This is a genomic window from Algiphilus sp. (assembly GCF_965216485.1).
Taxonomy (GTDB): Bacteria; Pseudomonadota; Gammaproteobacteria; order Nevskiales; family Nevskiaceae; genus Algiphilus.
The window spans coordinates 1009126-1023512 of sequence record NZ_OZ244162.1; the positions used below are offsets into that span (position 1 = coordinate 1009126).

At 66.7% G+C, this 14387-nt stretch carries 14 protein-coding genes; 11 read left to right on the forward strand and 3 right to left on the reverse strand.

Annotated elements, in window-relative coordinates; translation table 11 throughout:
- Positions 1-76: 76 nt before the first annotated feature.
- From ACOOFO_RS04670 to ACOOFO_RS04710, 9 genes are all read left to right on the forward strand, one after another.
- Positions 77-553 carry a hypothetical protein gene (locus tag ACOOFO_RS04670; RefSeq protein ID WP_420428493.1) on the forward strand — a complete coding sequence of 159 codons (477 nt, stop codon included), beginning with the start codon at positions 77-79 and terminating at the stop codon, positions 551-553.
- 75 nt (positions 554-628) lie between these two features.
- Positions 629-1492, forward strand: a complete 864-nt coding sequence (locus ACOOFO_RS04675) for a YicC/YloC family endoribonuclease (protein WP_420428494.1) — start codon at positions 629-631, stop codon at positions 1490-1492.
- On the forward strand, positions 1485-2138 hold the full coding sequence (gene gmk, locus ACOOFO_RS04680; protein WP_420428495.1) for a guanylate kinase: 654 nt from the start codon (positions 1485-1487) through the stop codon (positions 2136-2138). The genes ACOOFO_RS04675 and gmk overlap by 8 nt, the downstream gene beginning before the upstream one ends.
- A 38-nt stretch (positions 2139-2176) precedes the next feature.
- Positions 2177-2446 (forward strand): DNA-directed RNA polymerase subunit omega, encoded by a 270-nt coding sequence (gene rpoZ / locus ACOOFO_RS04685; protein ID WP_223056868.1) that lies wholly within the window; start codon positions 2177-2179, stop codon positions 2444-2446.
- A gap of 286 nt (positions 2447-2732) precedes the next feature.
- Positions 2733-4916, forward strand: a complete 2184-nt coding sequence (locus ACOOFO_RS04690; protein ID WP_420428496.1) for a RelA/SpoT family protein — start codon at positions 2733-2735, stop codon at positions 4914-4916.
- A gap of 51 nt (positions 4917-4967) precedes the next feature.
- Positions 4968-5366 carry a RidA family protein gene (locus ACOOFO_RS04695; protein ID WP_420428497.1) on the forward strand — a complete coding sequence of 133 codons (399 nt, stop codon included), beginning with the start codon at positions 4968-4970 and terminating at the stop codon, positions 5364-5366.
- Between the two features lie 10 nt (positions 5367-5376).
- Positions 5377-7446: an ATP-dependent DNA helicase RecG gene (gene recG / locus ACOOFO_RS04700; RefSeq protein ID WP_420428498.1), complete on the forward strand. Its 2070-nt coding sequence runs from the start codon at positions 5377-5379 to the stop codon at positions 7444-7446.
- A gap of 138 nt (positions 7447-7584) precedes the next feature.
- Positions 7585-8448: a 4-hydroxybenzoate octaprenyltransferase gene (gene ubiA / locus ACOOFO_RS04705; RefSeq protein WP_420428499.1), complete on the forward strand. Its 864-nt coding sequence runs from the start codon at positions 7585-7587 to the stop codon at positions 8446-8448.
- A gap of 25 nt (positions 8449-8473) precedes the next feature.
- Positions 8474-9367 carry an alpha/beta hydrolase family protein gene (locus ACOOFO_RS04710; RefSeq protein WP_420428500.1) on the forward strand — a complete coding sequence of 298 codons (894 nt, stop codon included), beginning with the start codon at positions 8474-8476 and terminating at the stop codon, positions 9365-9367.
- Here the strand turns inward: ACOOFO_RS04710 and ACOOFO_RS04715 are convergent.
- Complete coding sequence (locus ACOOFO_RS04715; protein ID WP_420428501.1) at positions 9316-10083, reverse strand: 16S rRNA (uracil(1498)-N(3))-methyltransferase; 768 nt, start codon at positions 10081-10083, stop codon at positions 9316-9318. The genes ACOOFO_RS04710 and ACOOFO_RS04715 overlap by 52 nt on opposite strands.
- A gap of 126 nt (positions 10084-10209) precedes the next feature.
- Here ACOOFO_RS04715 and ACOOFO_RS04720 point away from each other — a divergent pair, with 126 nt between their 5' ends.
- Both ACOOFO_RS04720 and ACOOFO_RS04725 read left to right on the forward strand, forming a co-directional pair.
- The gene (locus ACOOFO_RS04720; RefSeq protein ID WP_420428502.1) at positions 10210-10869 is read left to right on the forward strand and encodes a CsgG/HfaB family protein; all 660 of its coding nucleotides are present in this window, start codon (positions 10210-10212) and stop codon (positions 10867-10869) included.
- Positions 10850-11677 carry a CsgG/HfaB family protein gene (locus ACOOFO_RS04725; protein ID WP_420428503.1) on the forward strand — a complete coding sequence of 276 codons (828 nt, stop codon included), beginning with the start codon at positions 10850-10852 and terminating at the stop codon, positions 11675-11677. Before ACOOFO_RS04720 ends, ACOOFO_RS04725 begins: the two co-directional genes overlap by 20 nt.
- Here the strand turns inward: ACOOFO_RS04725 and bioA are convergent.
- Together bioA and argA are read right to left on the reverse strand one after the other, a co-directional pair.
- Positions 11656-13029: an adenosylmethionine--8-amino-7-oxononanoate transaminase gene (gene bioA, locus ACOOFO_RS04730; RefSeq protein ID WP_420428504.1), complete on the reverse strand. Its 1374-nt coding sequence runs from the start codon at positions 13027-13029 to the stop codon at positions 11656-11658. The genes ACOOFO_RS04725 and bioA overlap by 22 nt on opposite strands.
- Complete coding sequence (argA, locus tag ACOOFO_RS04735) at positions 13026-14369, reverse strand: amino-acid N-acetyltransferase (RefSeq protein ID WP_420428505.1); 1344 nt, start codon at positions 14367-14369, stop codon at positions 13026-13028. The genes bioA and argA overlap by 4 nt, the downstream gene beginning before the upstream one ends.
- Between the last annotated feature and the right edge of the window lie 18 nt (positions 14370-14387).

A 14387-nucleotide genomic window follows, 5' to 3' on the forward strand; every position in this document is an offset into this window, starting at 1 on the left:
AAAAAGTCAAGCAGCATTGTCCAGGGAGCGGCATTTTGCCGCACGTTAGCAGTTGCGAACGAAGGAGCAGGCCATCATGGCGGACACCAAGACGGCGACAAAGAAGGCTTCCAAGAAGTCAGCGGCGAAGAAAGGGGCTGCCAAGAAGTCAGCGGCCAAGAAGACGGCAACCAAGAAGACTGCAGCCAAGAAGGCGGCAGTAAAGAAGGTTGCTGCCAAGAAGACGACCGCGAAGAAGGCGGCAGTCAAGAAGTCGGCGGCCAAGAAGACCGCAGCCAAGAAGAGTGCTTCCAAGAAGTCCCCGGTGGCCAAGGTATCGAGCGCGGTCAGCAAGCAGGTCGATACCGCCGCCAAGAGCGCGTCCAAGAAGGTGGCAGCGGTCAAGAAGACCGTGGCCGAGCGCGTCGACAAGGTGGCTTCTGCCCCCACCAAGGGCCGCAAGCGACTGAAGTCGGCTGCCGACAGCGCGCTGACCACGGCGCGCAAGACGGCGGGCAAGGTCAGCAAGCGCGTCAAGGACCTGCGCGGCAAGGTCAAGAAAAAGAAGAAGTAGCGCCTACGCGCGGGCGGCGGCAGCGTCGCCCGCGCTGGTTACAATGCGCGGTCACATCATTTCGCGGATACGCGCATGACGCAAAGCATGACCGGCTTCGCCCAGGGCGAGGCGGAAGCGCACGGCGGCACCATTCGTTGGGAACTGCGATCGGTCAATCATCGTTACCTCGACCTCAGCTTTCGTCTGCCCGATGATTTCCGCGCGCTCGAGGGCAATTTCCGGCAACGCGCCGGCAAATATCTGTCGCGCGGCAAGGTCGAGGCGCAGCTGCGCTACATGGCCGATGCTTCAGCCGGTGCCATCGAAGTGGATCCGGACCGTCTCAGCCAGCTCAAGCACGCCATCGACAGTACCGAGCGCGCCTGGGGCTCGCTGGAAACCCCCGATCCGATGGACGTGCTGCGCTTCCCAGGCATTGTTCGCGAACAGAAGCCCGATCTGACGCAGCTCTTCGAGGCCGCCGAGACCGCCTTCGAGCGCGCGCTCCAGGATCTGCAGGACGCCCGCCGTCGGGAGGGCCAACATCTGGCCGACACGCTGCGCGAGCGTTGCAATGCCCTTGTCGAGCAGGTCGAGCTGGTTCGCACATGCCTGCCCGAGGTGCGCGGGGAATGGATGGAGCGCCTGCGTACGCGCTGCCGCGACCTGGGTGTCGAAGTCGACGCCGGCCGACTGGAGCAGGAGCTGGCGCTGGTGGCCCAGCGTGCCGATGTCGACGAGGAAATGGTCCGCCTCGATGGCCACATCCAGGAGGTCCGGTCGGTACTCGAGCGCGACGAAGCCGTCGGCCGGCGGCTGGACTTTCTGATGCAGGAGCTGAATCGTGAGGCCAACACGCTGTCGTCCAAGTCGCAGGACCAGCGCTTCACCCGCGCCGCGGTCGAGATGAAGGTCATCATCGAGCAGATGCGGGAGCAGGTGCAGAATCTTGAGTGAGCGCGACCCAGGAGTCCTGCTGATCGTGTCTGCGCCCAGTGGCGGAGGCAAGAGCACGCTGACCCGGCACTATGTGGAACAGAGTGCAACCACCGACCGCCCGGCGGCGCTGTCGGTGTCCTACACCACGCGGACGCCGCGGCCGGGTGAAATCAATGGCGTGCACTATCACTTCGTCGACGACGAGCAGTTCGACGAGATGATTGCCGAGCACGCCTTCATCGAGCACGCGGAAGTATTTGGCCGACGCTATGGCACGGGACGCGCGGTGACCGAGACCGAACTCGACGCCGGTCGCGACGTGATCCTCGACATCGATTGGCAGGGCGCACGCCAGGTGCGGGCCTGCATGCCGGAGGCGGTGGGTGTCTTCATTCTGCCGCCGTCGCGGGACGCGCTGGAAGCGCGCCTGCGCGCCCGTGCGCAGGATGCCGACGAAGTCATCGCGCGGCGCATGGCGGCGGCGGCCGACGAGATGCGGCACTGCAATGAATACGACTACCTGCTGATCAACGATGACCTGGCGCGTGCCCAGGCCGACTTTGCCGCCATCGCCCGCGCGGCGCGTTCGCGCAGCGCCGTCGTGCAGCGCCACCACACGGCACTCATCGAGGAGCTTCTGGCCAGCGGCAGCGCGAAGGGGTAAACTGACAGGCTGTCTATTCACGACACACCGAGAGCACCATGGCGCGCGTTACCGTTGAAGATTGTCTGGACCATCTGCCCAATCAGTTCGAGCTCACGCTGGTCGCTGCCAAGCGCGCGCGTCAGCTGACGCGCGGGGCCGAGGCCCACATCACCTGGGGCAATGACAAGTCCACGGTGGTGGCGCTGCGGGAGATCGCCGAAGGCAAGATCCACAAGGGCGTGCTCGACGAGCAGGACCTGCCCGCCGTGTCGGCACCGAAGGTCGAACTCGAAGCCCTCGATCCGCTCGACGCGCTGGACATCTGATCCCCGTCTCGCGGCTCGCGCTCGGCAGCTCTGGTCCCTCGACCTGGTGCCCGGGCATGAGTCACGTGTACTGAACGCGCCCGGCGTCATCCCGAGACACGCTTTTTTGCCCATCGGGTGATGGGCGCACAGGCGCTCCGCACGGCTCCTTTGGCAGGGGCCGCAAGCCCGATCTCGGCGACCTGAAACCGCGCATTGCACGGCTGGCGCTGTGCGCTTTGCCGGCTGGGTCCACCGCGTGTGACAGCGCTGTCATGGCGCTGCGCCAGCGCCCTATACTGGTGCCATGACCCGTCAGCAACTGCCCGTCATCGGCCGCATCGGCAATGCGCTGCGCGCGCAGCGCGTGGCCCGCACCTTCGGTATCGACGCACTGGCCCGTGTGCTCGAAACCTACATGACGGCAGACCAGGTGGACGAAGTGCGCCGTGCCCACGCGCTGGGACAGCAGGTGCATTCCGGCCAGATGCGCAGTTCGGGTGAACCCTACATCTATCATCCGCTGGCGGTGGCGCGCATTCTCGCCGAGATGCGGCTGGATCACGTCACGATCATTGCTGCCATCCTGCACGACGCCATCGAAGATACGGAGGTCACCAAGGAAGAACTGGCCGCGGATTTCGGCGACGATGTCGCCGAGCTGGTCGATGGCGTCTCCAAGTTCGATCGCGCCGAAGGGGTTTCGCGCGCGCAGGCGCAGGCGGAGTCGGTGCGCAAGCTGCTGATGGCGATGACCAAGGACCTGCGGGTCATCCTGATCAAGCTCGCGGATCGGCTACACAACATGCGCACCCTGGGTGCCATGGAGGACAAGAAGCGGCGGCGCAAGGCGCGCGAAACGCTGGAGGTCTACGCCCCCATTGCGCATCGTCTCGGCATCCATTTCCTGCGTGTGGAACTGGAGGAGCTCGCCTTCCAGAACCTCTATCCGCAGCGCTACCGCGTCATCGAACGCTCCGTCCGCCAGCAGCTTGGCAACTCGCGCAAGACCATCGCCGAGATCGAGGGCAGGCTTGCCCGTGCCCTGCGCGACGAGGGCATCGGTGCCACGGTGGTCGGTCGCCAGAAGAATCTCTACAGCATCTACGAAAAGATGCGGCGCAAGAAGCTCAAGTTGCCATCGGTGATGGACATTCTCGGCTTCCGCGTCATCGTCTCGAAGGTGGACGAGTGCTATCGCGCCCTCGGCATGGTGCACCACATCTACCGGCCGATTTCCGAATTGTTCAACGACTACATCGCCAACCCGAAGAGCAACGGCTACCAGAGCCTGCACACCACCTGCATGGGGCCGCACGGGCGCAAGATCGAGGTGCAGATCCGCACCCGCGAAATGCACCACATCGCGGAGAGCGGTATCGCCGCGCACTGGCAGTACAAGCTGGGCGCCAGCGGTCAGCAGAATGCGCCCGAAACGCGCGCGCGCGAGTGGCTGTCATCGCTGTTCGAGTTGCAGGATTCAGCCGCGGCGGTCGATTTCTTCGAGACCGTGAAGATCGACCTCTTCCCGGACGAGGTCTACGTCTTCACCCCCAAGGGCAAGATCCTGCGCATGCCGCGCGGCGCCACCGCTGTGGACTTCGCCTACGCGGTGCATTCCGAACTGGGCGACCGCTGCGTGGCGGCGCGCATCGATCAACAGCTCGAGCCCTTGTCGGCAGAGTTGCAGAACGGCCAGACGGTGGAAATCATCACCGCCCGTCATGCTCAGCCCAATGCCGCCTGGCTGAACTTCGTGAAGACGGCCAAGGCGCGCTCCTCCATCCGCCACTATCTGCGCAACCAGCGCACCGACGAGGCCATTCGCCTCGGCAAGCGGCTACTGGAACGCGCCATCCGCGGCCTGGACCTGACGGGCAACGTGCTGCGCGGCGAGGCCGTGGAGCGCGTGCTGGAGCTGTACAAGCTCGACGATCTCGAAGCGCTCTATGCCGAGATCGGCCTCGGCAAGCGCTTGGCGCCGGTGGTCGCGCGTCACTTCGTGCCCGAGTCGGAAGCCGAATCGGCGCAGGGTGATCGCGACGGACCGGCGCTCGCGGTACAGGGCACCGAAGGCCTGGTGCTCAATTACGGCAAGTGCTGCCATCCGCTGCCCGGCGATGAAATTCGCGGTCATGTCAGCGCTGGACGCGGCCTGATCATTCATCGCTCGCAGTGCCGCGAAGCCATGCACGGTGTGCGTGCCGCTCCGCAGGACTGGATTCCGCTGGTCTGGTCCGAGGAAGTGGAGGGCCACTTCGGCGCCGAGCTGCGTGTGAAGGCGCTCAACGAGCGCGGTGCCCTGGCAGCCATTGCTGCCGAAATCGCATCGGCGGATTCCTCGATCGAGAATGTGCAGATGAGCGACCGCCACGACGACGAATCGGCGGATATCCGTTTCGTCATCGCGGTACGCAATCGCACCCACCTGGCGCAGGTGTTGCGGCGGGTGCGCCGCCTGGCGGTGGTGGCCCGCGCCTGGCGGACCTGAATCCTGCTCGCACGCTATATTCGGCGCGATCATTCACAGGGAGCCATCCGCATGGGCGCTGAGACAGTGCGCGAGATCATTCACACCGACCAGGCGCCGAAGGCCATTGGCAGCTACTCGCAAGCGGTGCGCTGTGGGCAGACCGTCTATCTGTCCGGCCAGATTCCGCTCGATCCGGCCACCATGACGCTCGACAACGCCAGCATCGACGACGAAATCCGTCGTGTTTTCGCCAATCTCGGCGCCGTGGTCAAGGCCGCTGGCGGCCGTCTGGATCAGATCGCGAAGCTCAATCTCTACCTCACTGATCTGGGCGATTTCGAGCGCGTCAACGCGATCATGGCGGAAGTCTTCCCCGAACCCTTCCCCGCGCGCGCCGCCGTCGGCGTGGCGGCGTTGCCCAAGGGGGCACGCTTCGAAGCCGAGGGCGTGCTGGTCCTCGACGCCTAAGCGCGCGCCCGTGATCACGCTCGACGCCGCAGTCGTCGAGCTGCCAGGCGTCGGCAAGGCGTTGGCAGACAAGCTGGCCGGCCTTGGCATCGAGCGCATCGCCGATCTGGTGCTGCACCTGCCGCTGCGCTACGAGGATCGCAGCCGGCTGCAGCGCGTGGCCATGCTGCGGCACAACGCCACGGCGCAGGTGGCGCTGCGCGTGCTCGACGCAGATACCCGGTCGGGCCCGCGTCGGCAGCTGCGCGTGCACTGCGAGGACGTGGAAGGCCACACGCTGCTGCTGCGCTTCTTTCATTTCCGCAATGCGCAGACGAGCGGCTTCCAGCCGGGTTCGGGTGTCCGCGTCTTCGGCACGGCGCGGGCGACCCCGGCGGGATGGGAAATGGTGCATCCCGAGTACCGCCTCTTTCCCGCCATCGAGGCGGTCCGTGCCGAGGGGGTATTGGCGCCGGTCTACCCGTTGACGGCGGGCATCACGCAGGCGCGTATCCGCGCGCTGGTGGACAAGGCGCTGGCCTGCGCCGACACGGATCCGCGCTGGACGCAGTCCCCGTCCGCACTGGCCGCGCCACCGACCCTGGAAGCGCTGCGATGCCTGCATCAACCGCGCAACGCTGACGAGGCGGCTGCCATGGAGGCCGGACAGCATCCGGCGCAGCGTCACCTGGCCCGGGAAGAGCTGCTGGCGCACCAGCTCAGCCTGCGCATGGTCAAGCAGCGTGCCCGCCAGTTTCGCGCGCCCGCCATCGAAGGGGTGCGGCAGGCACGCGTCGTGCTGGCCGAGCACCTCGGCTTCGCGCTGACCGGTGCCCAGCAGCGCGTCATCGACGAGATCGGCGAGGATCTCGCCTCGGCGCAGCCCATGCTGCGGCTGGTGCAGGGCGATGTCGGTTCCGGCAAGACCGTGGTCGCGGCTGCGGCCATGCTGGCCGCCGCCCGTGCCGGTTGGCAGTCGGCCATGATGGCGCCCACCGAACTGCTGGCCGAGCAGCACGCACGCACATTGTCGGACTGGCTGGCGCCGCTGGGCGTCGATGTCGTGCTGCTCACCGGCCGGCAAAACAAGACCGAGCGCACCGACAGCCAGGCCCGTCTGGCCAGCGGCCGCGTGCAGGTGGCGGTGGGAACGCACGCCCTGTTCCAGTCCGATACTGCCTTTCACGCCCTCGGCCTGGTCGTTGTCGACGAGCAGCACCGTTTCGGCGTGCGCCAGCGCCTCGCGCTGCGCGACAAGGCAGCAGCGGACTGCCGCCCGCATCAGCTCGTGATGACCGCGACCCCCATCCCACGCACACTGGCGCAGACCGCCTATGCCGATCTCGATCTATCGGTCATCGACGAACTGCCACCGGGGCGGACGCCGGTGGTCACCGCAGCTGTCTCCAACACCCGGCGTGAGGCGGTGGTCGAGCGGCTGCGCGAGGCGCTGGCGCACGGGCGGCAGGCCTACTGGGTCTGCACCCTGATCGAGGACAGCGAGCAGCTTGCGGCACAGGCCGCCGAAGAGGCCGCCGAGCTGCTGCAGTCCAGTCTGCCCGAGGTGCGCATTGGCTTGGCGCATGGCCGGATGAAGGCCAATGACAAGCAGGCGGTCATGCGCGCCTTCAAGGCGGGGGAACTGCAGGTGCTGGTGGCGACGACCGTCATCGAGGTCGGTGTCGACGTCCCCAACGCCTCGATCATGGTGATCGAGAATGCCGAGCGCCTTGGTTTGTCCCAGTTGCATCAGCTGCGCGGCCGGGTGGGGCGTGGTCACACCGAAAGCCAGTGTCTTCTGATGTATCAGCCGCCGCTGGGCGAGGCTGCGCGCGAGCGCTTGGACGTCATGCGACGCACGCATTCCGGCTTCGACATTGCCGAAAAGGATCTGGCGCTGCGTGGACCGGGCGAGCTGCTGGGTCGTCGGCAGACTGGCGTGGTTGGCCTGAAGGTGGCGGATCCGGTGCGCGATGCCGACCTGCTACCCGAAATGATCACGCTGGCCGAGGCGATGCTGGCGGACGATGCCGAGCAGACACTGGTTCAGACCCTGGTGACGCGGTGGGTGGGCGATGTGCAGCGCTATGGCCAGGTTTGAGTCCACGTCGGCTGCAACCGGCGCGGCGCTGCGCATACACTGACGGCGCGACACGCGTCCGTACCCGGGCGACCTGCGCCCCGAGGCGCGGTCGGCGTCGCACGCACCCATCCGAACCAGCCACTCCCCAGGAGCTTCGTGGACACCTTGCGCGCCTATGTCGAGCTGATGCGGCTGCACAAGCCGGTGGGCATCTGGCTGCTGCTGTGGCCGGTGTGCTGGTCACTGTGGATGGCCGCGGAAGGGCTGCCTCCGCTGCATCTGCTGTTGATCTTCGTCGCTGGCACCGTGGTCATGCGCTCCGCCGGCTGCGTGATCAACGACATTGCCGACCGCCATATCGACCCGCACGTGGCGCGTACCGCGCAGCGCCCACTTGCCGCCGGCCGCGTGCGTACTTCGGAAGCGCTACGCCTCTTTGTCGGCCTTTGCCTGCTCGCCCTTGGGTTGGTGATGATGACCAATCGCGCGACCGTGCTGCTGGCCATCCCTGCAGCGCTGCTCGCTGCCAGCTACCCCTTCGCCAAGCGCTTCCATCATCTGCCGCAGGCGCATCTTGGCATTGCCTTTGCCTGGGGCATCCCGATGGCGCAGACCGCGGTGACCGGTAGCGTCGACTGGGGGCTGTGCGGGTTGCTGATGGCCGCCAGCATCTGCTGGACGCTGGCCTACGACACGTACTACGCCATGGCGGACCGGGAAGAGGATCTGCGCATCGGTGTCCGCTCCTCAGCCATCCTGTTTGGCCGCTGGGACCGTGTGATCACCGCCGCGCTGCAGGCGCTGAGTGTGCTGCTGCTGGCTGCGGTCGGCGTGTACGCCGACTTGCATTGGCCCTTCGCCCTCGGTCTGATAGCGGCGAGTGTCGCGGCCGTCCGCGTGCAATGGCTGATTCGTGAGCGCGAAGCCACACGTTGCCTGCAGGCCTTCCTGGAAAGTCACTACTTCGGACTGCTTGTGCTCATCGGTCTGGTCGCCGACTATGCCCTGCATGCTGCCTAGACTCCTGCCGGGAAGGGACGCCGCCATGCCGCTGCACCGGGTGTTGATGCTCATGCTGGCTGGACTGCTGAGCGCCTGCGCCCAGCACGTCAATGCCCCCACGCAGGCCACGCCCATGCCGGAGACGCGCTTTCGCGTGCATGATCCGGAGCGCATCACGCCGGCCGACCGTACCCCGGTACTGCACGCCTACCTTTACACGCCCGTCACCCTTGGCCCGTATCCAACCATCGTGGCGATCCCGGGCGGAGAATGGAACGACGGCGACGCCACGGACATGCGCTTTGTCGCTGAGTATCTTGCCCAGCGCGGCTTCGCGGTGGTCGCCATCGAGCATCGGCCGGCGGCGCAGGGTGGTCTGGACCAGGTGCTGGCCGACCTCCATGCGGGGATGCGATGGATGGTGCGCAACGCGCGCACGCACCGCCTCGACATGCAGCGCGTCGGTCTGCTCGGTTTTGAAAGCGGCGGGCATCTGGCCGCGCTGCTGGCGCTGGCACAGAACGCGCCCTCTCCGCTCCCCGGGCTGCCCAGGGACGCCATGCTGCCCGCCATCCGCGCGGTGGTGGCCGGCGGCGCCCCCATGGATCTGACCACCTTCGAGGACACCCCGGGGCTACGCGCCTTGCTGCCCAATGGCAGCGCAGCCGCCCGGCGCATGGCCTCCCCCGTACATCGCCTGCATGCGGAGGCGCCGCCCTTCTTCCTGTTCCACGGCACGCGCGACGCCGAAGTTCCCATCGCCCAGGCGGAGGCCATGACTCAGGCGCTCGGCGACCAAGGCGTGAAGGTGGAGCTCTACCGCATGGAGCTGCGCGGACACACCACGACCTATCTGACCGTCACCGGTGCGTTGCAGGCCGCGGCTCAGTTTCTCTGGCGAACCGTGGCTGAGCCCGAATCCGAGGGCGGTCCGTAGTCTCCGAAGCGTTGCTGCAGCAGCGCGAGCGCCACCATCGGCGCAGTTTCCGTGCGCAAGGTGCGCGGCCCGATCTGCCAACTCTGGAAGCCGGACGCCTCGGCGCGTCGGATTTCCTCGTCGTTCAGACCGCCCTCCGGCCCGACCAGCAGGGCGACGGAGTCGACGGTGGAGACGGCTTCGATGGGCGCACGTCCGGATTGTGGCGCCAGTACCAGGCGCAGTGTGGCCGTACACGCATCGAGTATGTCGTCGAGCTTGGCCACGGGCCGTAGCTCCGGAATGCGCAGTCGCCCGGATTGCTCGCAGGCGGCAATCAGCACACCTTGCCAGTGCGCCTGCTTCTTGGCCCAGCGCTCGGCATCCAGCTTGACGTTGCAGCGCGCCGTCAACACGGGCTGGATGGCACTGATGCCGAGCTCGGTCGCCTTCTGCAGGGCCCAGTCCATGCGCTCGCCCTTGCCCACGGCCTGCAGCAGGCTGCTATGCAGCGGTGACTCGGTGTTGGCTTCGCGCCGCGCCTCGAGCTGGACATGGGCGGCATGGCGCTCCATCTGCGTGATGCGCGCGGCGAACTCGCTGCCTTGTCCGTTGAATACGGTGAGCCGGTCGCCCACCCGCATGCGCAGCACGCGGGCGACGTGACGGAACGCGGCATCCTCGAGTGCGACGGTGTCGCCTTCCTCGCGCGCCTGGGCCAGATAGATTCGAGACATGGATGCAGTCTAGCGTGGCACCAAGACAGGCCCCTGTTGTCTGTATGGTTTCATGCACCGTTCATTGCCGTCGCGCTATATCGAGTGTTCCCCCGCGACAGTGGCTCGCTCGTCAGGAAGGTCTTCATGCACCGCATCTATGCCGTTTTCAGTGTTCTCTTCGTGTTCCTGCTCGCCGGCTGCGCCGGGTCGAGCGCCCAGGTGGTCAGTTCCTCCAGCAGCGCGCCCACCATTACCGAAGCGCAACAGGCGCCGGTGGATGGCGAAAAGCGCCGCATCGCGGTCAGCCGCTTCGACATGCGCGCGGGCCCGGATGTGGGCTCGGCCATGGCGGACTTTCTGACCGACGCCCTGTTCAACAGCGGCCGCTTCATCGTGCTGGAACGGGCGCGACTGGATGAGGTGCGCGCTGAGCAACGCCTGCAGTCCTCGGCCGAATTTCGCGCCGACACCGCCGCCGAGGTCGGGCAGTTCGAGGGTGCTGAGCTCTTGATCCGAGGCGCGGTGGTTGCCTTCGAGCCGGATTGCAAGGGGGTGTCGATCCTGCTTGCCGGCACGGGTACGGCCTGTATCACGATGAACCTGCGCATCGTCGACGTCACCACCGGGCGCGTGGTCAACGCCACCACGGTGGAGGCGACTTCCAAGTCGAATCAGGTCGGCATCTTCTTCGCACGTGGGGACCTTCCCATCGGGCTTGGTGCCTACAACCGGACCCCGATGGAACAGGCCTTGCGCAACGCCATCGATACCGCCGTTCGCCACATTGTCGAGACCAAGATCTAGTAGCCGGCGCTACTGGCGCGCCGCGCTGCTGCTGGTCGTTGTGGGTGGGCTGTCCGCCTGTGCGACCCAGCGCATCGAACTGACCCAGACCGGGCGCGAGGCCATCGAGACGCTGAGCGCCTTGCCGGCGGAGGCGCGGCCGAGGGTGGTGGTGGCCGGCCTCCGCGACAACACCCGCGTTGGGCAATTTTCCGCGCTGGAGGCGGGACTGGTCACCGGCCAGCATCACGCCGCGCCGGAGCAGTTCCTGGCCGGGGTTCGTGACCTGCTGGTCACTGGCCTGCTCAATACCGGGGCCTTTACCGTGCTGGAGCGTGACGGGCTGGATGAACTCACGCAGGAACGCCTGCGCCGCGCGCAGCAGGGTGAGACGGTACAGGTCAACGACAGCCTGGAAGGCGCCGACCTGGTGGTAGCCGCCGCCATCACCGCCTTCGAACCAGGGGGCGGCGCGGCCTTTCCGGTGCCCATTCCCGTCGGCAACGACAGCTTCACCGTGGTCTGGCTGCGTCGCGGAACCTCGTCACTGGCCATGGACCTGCGCGTGCTGGATGTCGCGACCGGGCGGGTGGTGCACAGCAATGCCGTGCGCGGCGAGGCGAGCCGCTTTTCCGCCAGTGTCGATGCCTTCATCGGTCTCGGCGACACCTTCCTGACCTTGCCCGGCGTGTTGAGCTATCTCAACAAGACTCCGCTGCACGCGGCCATCCTCGATATGGTCACCCTGGCCGTCAGTGAGGTGAGTGCCGCTGCCAGCCCGGCTGACGCCGAGCGCGCGACGAAGGCTCAGTCGGCCGTGGCGGAGTGAATGCCCTCGATGGCGACTTCGGCCAGCCAGTCGATTTCTTCCGGCGTGGTGACATAGGGCGGCATGAAGTAGACCGTATTGCCCAGCGGTCGTAGCAAGGCACCACGGGTGAGGCCGTGCTGATAGACACGTAGCCCGCGACGCTCGCCAGCGGCATAGGGCTTTGCCGCCGGGCCGTCCTGCGCAAGGTCGACCGCCACCACCAATCCTTGCTGGCGGATATCGGCAACATGGGGATGGCGCGAGAGCTCGGAGAGGGCACCGTAGAGCCGCTGTCCGAGGTTGCGTACATGGGCCGGCCAGTCGCGCTGTTCCAGGATGTCGAGCGTGGCCAGCGCGGCGGTGCAGGTGATGGGGTTGCCGGTATAGCTGTGCGAATGCAGGAAGGCCTTGCCGCTGGCGTAGTCGTCGTAGAAGGCCTGATAGATGTGGTCGTTGGTCAGGCACACGGCCAGTGGCAGGGAGCCGCCGGTGAGTCCCTTGGACAGGCACATGAAGTCGGGCGTCACATCGGCCCACTCGCAGGCGAACAGCTTGCCGGTACGGCAGAAGCCCACGGCAATTTCGTCCGCGATGAGATGGACCCCATGGCGCTTGCAGGCCTCGCTGAGCAGCTTGAGGTAGATCGGCGGCCACATGCGCATGCCGCTGGCGCACTGGATCAATGGTTCCACGATGACGGCCGCCGTAGTGTCGGCGTATTGCTCCAGGGTGCGCTCCATCTCCTTGAAGCGCAAGCGCGCGTGATCCTCCCAGGAGCGGCCGGGCGGACGTCCGCCCGGTTCGAGAATGCCGCAATCCGGTCCGCGCACGACAATGGGTTCGAGCAGCAGCTGCTTGTAGGCATCGCGATACAGCCCGGTGCTGCTCACCGCCAGGGCGCCGAGCGTCTCGCCGTGATAGCTGCCGGAGAGGGCGATGAAGCGTGTCTTTTCCGGCTTGCCGCTGTTGACCCAGTAGTGATGCGACATCTTCAGCGCGACTTCCACCGCGCTTGAGCCATTGTCGGTATACATGCAGCGCGACAGATCGCCGGGTGTGATGCGCGCCAGGCGCTCCGACAGCTCCACCACGGGCGGATGCGTGAAGCCGGCGAGCATGACGTGATCGAGCGTGTCGAGCTGCTCCTTCAGGCGCGACACGATATGCGGGTGGCGGTGTCCGAACAGGTTGGTCCACCAGGCGCTGACGGCGTCGAAATAGCGCTTGTCGTCGGGGCCGTAGAGCCATGCACCCTCGCCGCGCGTGATCGGTACCAGCGGCAGCCACTCGTGGTCCTTCATCTGCGTGCAGGGGTGCCAGACGTGGGCTAGCGAGCGCTCCACCAGCGTGGCGGCGGCATCCTTGCTCATGCGGAAAGCCTTTTGTTCAGAACCAGGGAATTGCGTTGATAGTTGTACAGCTCGCGCCGGGTCACCGGCAGGGCGTCCGGACTGCTGCGCGTGAAGCCGTGTTCGATGAACCAGTGCGGCGTATGGGTGGTGAGCGCGAACAGCTCGGTGATGCCGGCGCGGCGCGCGCGTCCTTCGGCCTGGCGCAATAGCGCCTCGGCGCGTCCGGCGCCGCGGTAGTCGGCGTGCACGGCCACGCAGGCGAGTTCCGCCGCGCTTGAATCCCCCAGCGGCAGCAGGGCAGCGCAGGCGATGACCAGACCGTCGCGGGTGGTCACCGTGAAGTGATCGATTTCGAGCTCGAGCTGCTCGCGCGAGCGCGGCACCAGCGCGCCGGCGCTTTCCAGGGGCGTGATCAGCGCGAGAATGCCACCGATATCGTCGATAGTCGCAGGCCGCGTGGTCTCGTAGGCATCGTCGGCGTGCACGAACAGTCCAGCGCCGTCACGGGTGTAGAGCTCGCGCAGCAGGGCGCCATCCTCGGCATGGCCGATGAGGTGCACGCGAGCGACGCCGGCCTGGCAGGCCTCCACCGCACAGTGGATGTAGTCCGCATCGAGCGCGCCCAGGTCTTCGCCACTGTCGGCAAGGACCTGGGCGGCCTGGCTGGCGGGAATCTGCCCCGCGTCACCGGCGTGTTCGGCCAATGGCCAGTGGCGGGGTTCGCTCGGCGTCACGAAGACCAGCTTGTCCGCACCCAGCGCGGCGGCCGCGGCCGTTGCCACATCCTCGGCGCGCAGATTGAACACCTCGCCGGTGGGCGAATAACCCAGCGGCGACAGCAGCACGATCTGGCGCGCATCCAGTGCCTGGTGCATGGTGCCGGCGTGGATGCGGCGCACCTCGCCGGTATGCTCGAAATCGACGCCATCACGCACACCCACGGGGCGTGCCGTGACCCAGTTGCCGCCCGCCGTGCGCAGCCGTGCACCGCCCATGGGGGTGCTGGCCAGACTGGTGGACAGCCGTGCCTCGATGGCCGTACGCAGCGCGCCCACCGCGCGCATGACGCAGTCCAGCGTCGGGCGATCGGTCACGCGCAGATTGCCGCTGATGCGCGGCGTCAAACCACTGCGTTGGATCTCTTCGTGGATCTGTGGCCGCGCGCCGTGGACCAGGACCAGGCGCACGCCGAGGCTGTGCAGCAGGGCGATGTCGTAGATCAGCGCGTCGAAATCGTCGGCGGTGGCGGCTTCGCCCCCGAAGCAGACGACGAAGACCCGGCCCCGATGCGCATGCACATAGGGTGCCGCGGCGCGCAGCGCCGATACGAAGGAAAGGGTGGGTTCGTCCTTGGCCATGCTCGGATTCTAGCGGTC

What these genes read in the sequence shown, in the direction of transcription:
- rpoZ (WP_223056868.1), top strand. Translation starts at nt 2,177, where the DNA reads ATGGCGCGCGTTACCGTTGAAGATTGTCTGGACCATCTGCCCAATCAG.
- ACOOFO_RS04710 (WP_420428500.1), top strand. Translation starts at nt 8,474, where the DNA reads ATGCCGCTGCACCGGGTGTTGATGCTCATGCTGGCTGGACTGCTGAGC.
- ACOOFO_RS04675 (WP_420428494.1), top strand. Translation starts at nt 629, where the DNA reads ATGACGCAAAGCATGACCGGCTTCGCCCAGGGCGAGGCGGAAGCGCAC.
- ACOOFO_RS04690 (WP_420428496.1), top strand. Translation starts at nt 2,733, where the DNA reads ATGACCCGTCAGCAACTGCCCGTCATCGGCCGCATCGGCAATGCGCTG.
- ACOOFO_RS04695 (WP_420428497.1), top strand. Translation starts at nt 4,968, where the DNA reads ATGGGCGCTGAGACAGTGCGCGAGATCATTCACACCGACCAGGCGCCG.
- ACOOFO_RS04715 (WP_420428501.1), bottom strand. Translation starts at nt 10,083, where the DNA reads ATGTCTCGAATCTATCTGGCCCAGGCGCGCGAGGAAGGCGACACCGTC.
- bioA (WP_420428504.1), bottom strand. Translation starts at nt 13,029, where the DNA reads ATGAGCAAGGATGCCGCCGCCACGCTGGTGGAGCGCTCGCTAGCCCAC.
- ACOOFO_RS04670 (WP_420428493.1), top strand. Translation starts at nt 77, where the DNA reads ATGGCGGACACCAAGACGGCGACAAAGAAGGCTTCCAAGAAGTCAGCG.
- argA (WP_420428505.1), bottom strand. Translation starts at nt 14,369, where the DNA reads ATGGCCAAGGACGAACCCACCCTTTCCTTCGTATCGGCGCTGCGCGCC.
- ACOOFO_RS04720 (WP_420428502.1), top strand. Translation starts at nt 10,210, where the DNA reads ATGCACCGCATCTATGCCGTTTTCAGTGTTCTCTTCGTGTTCCTGCTC.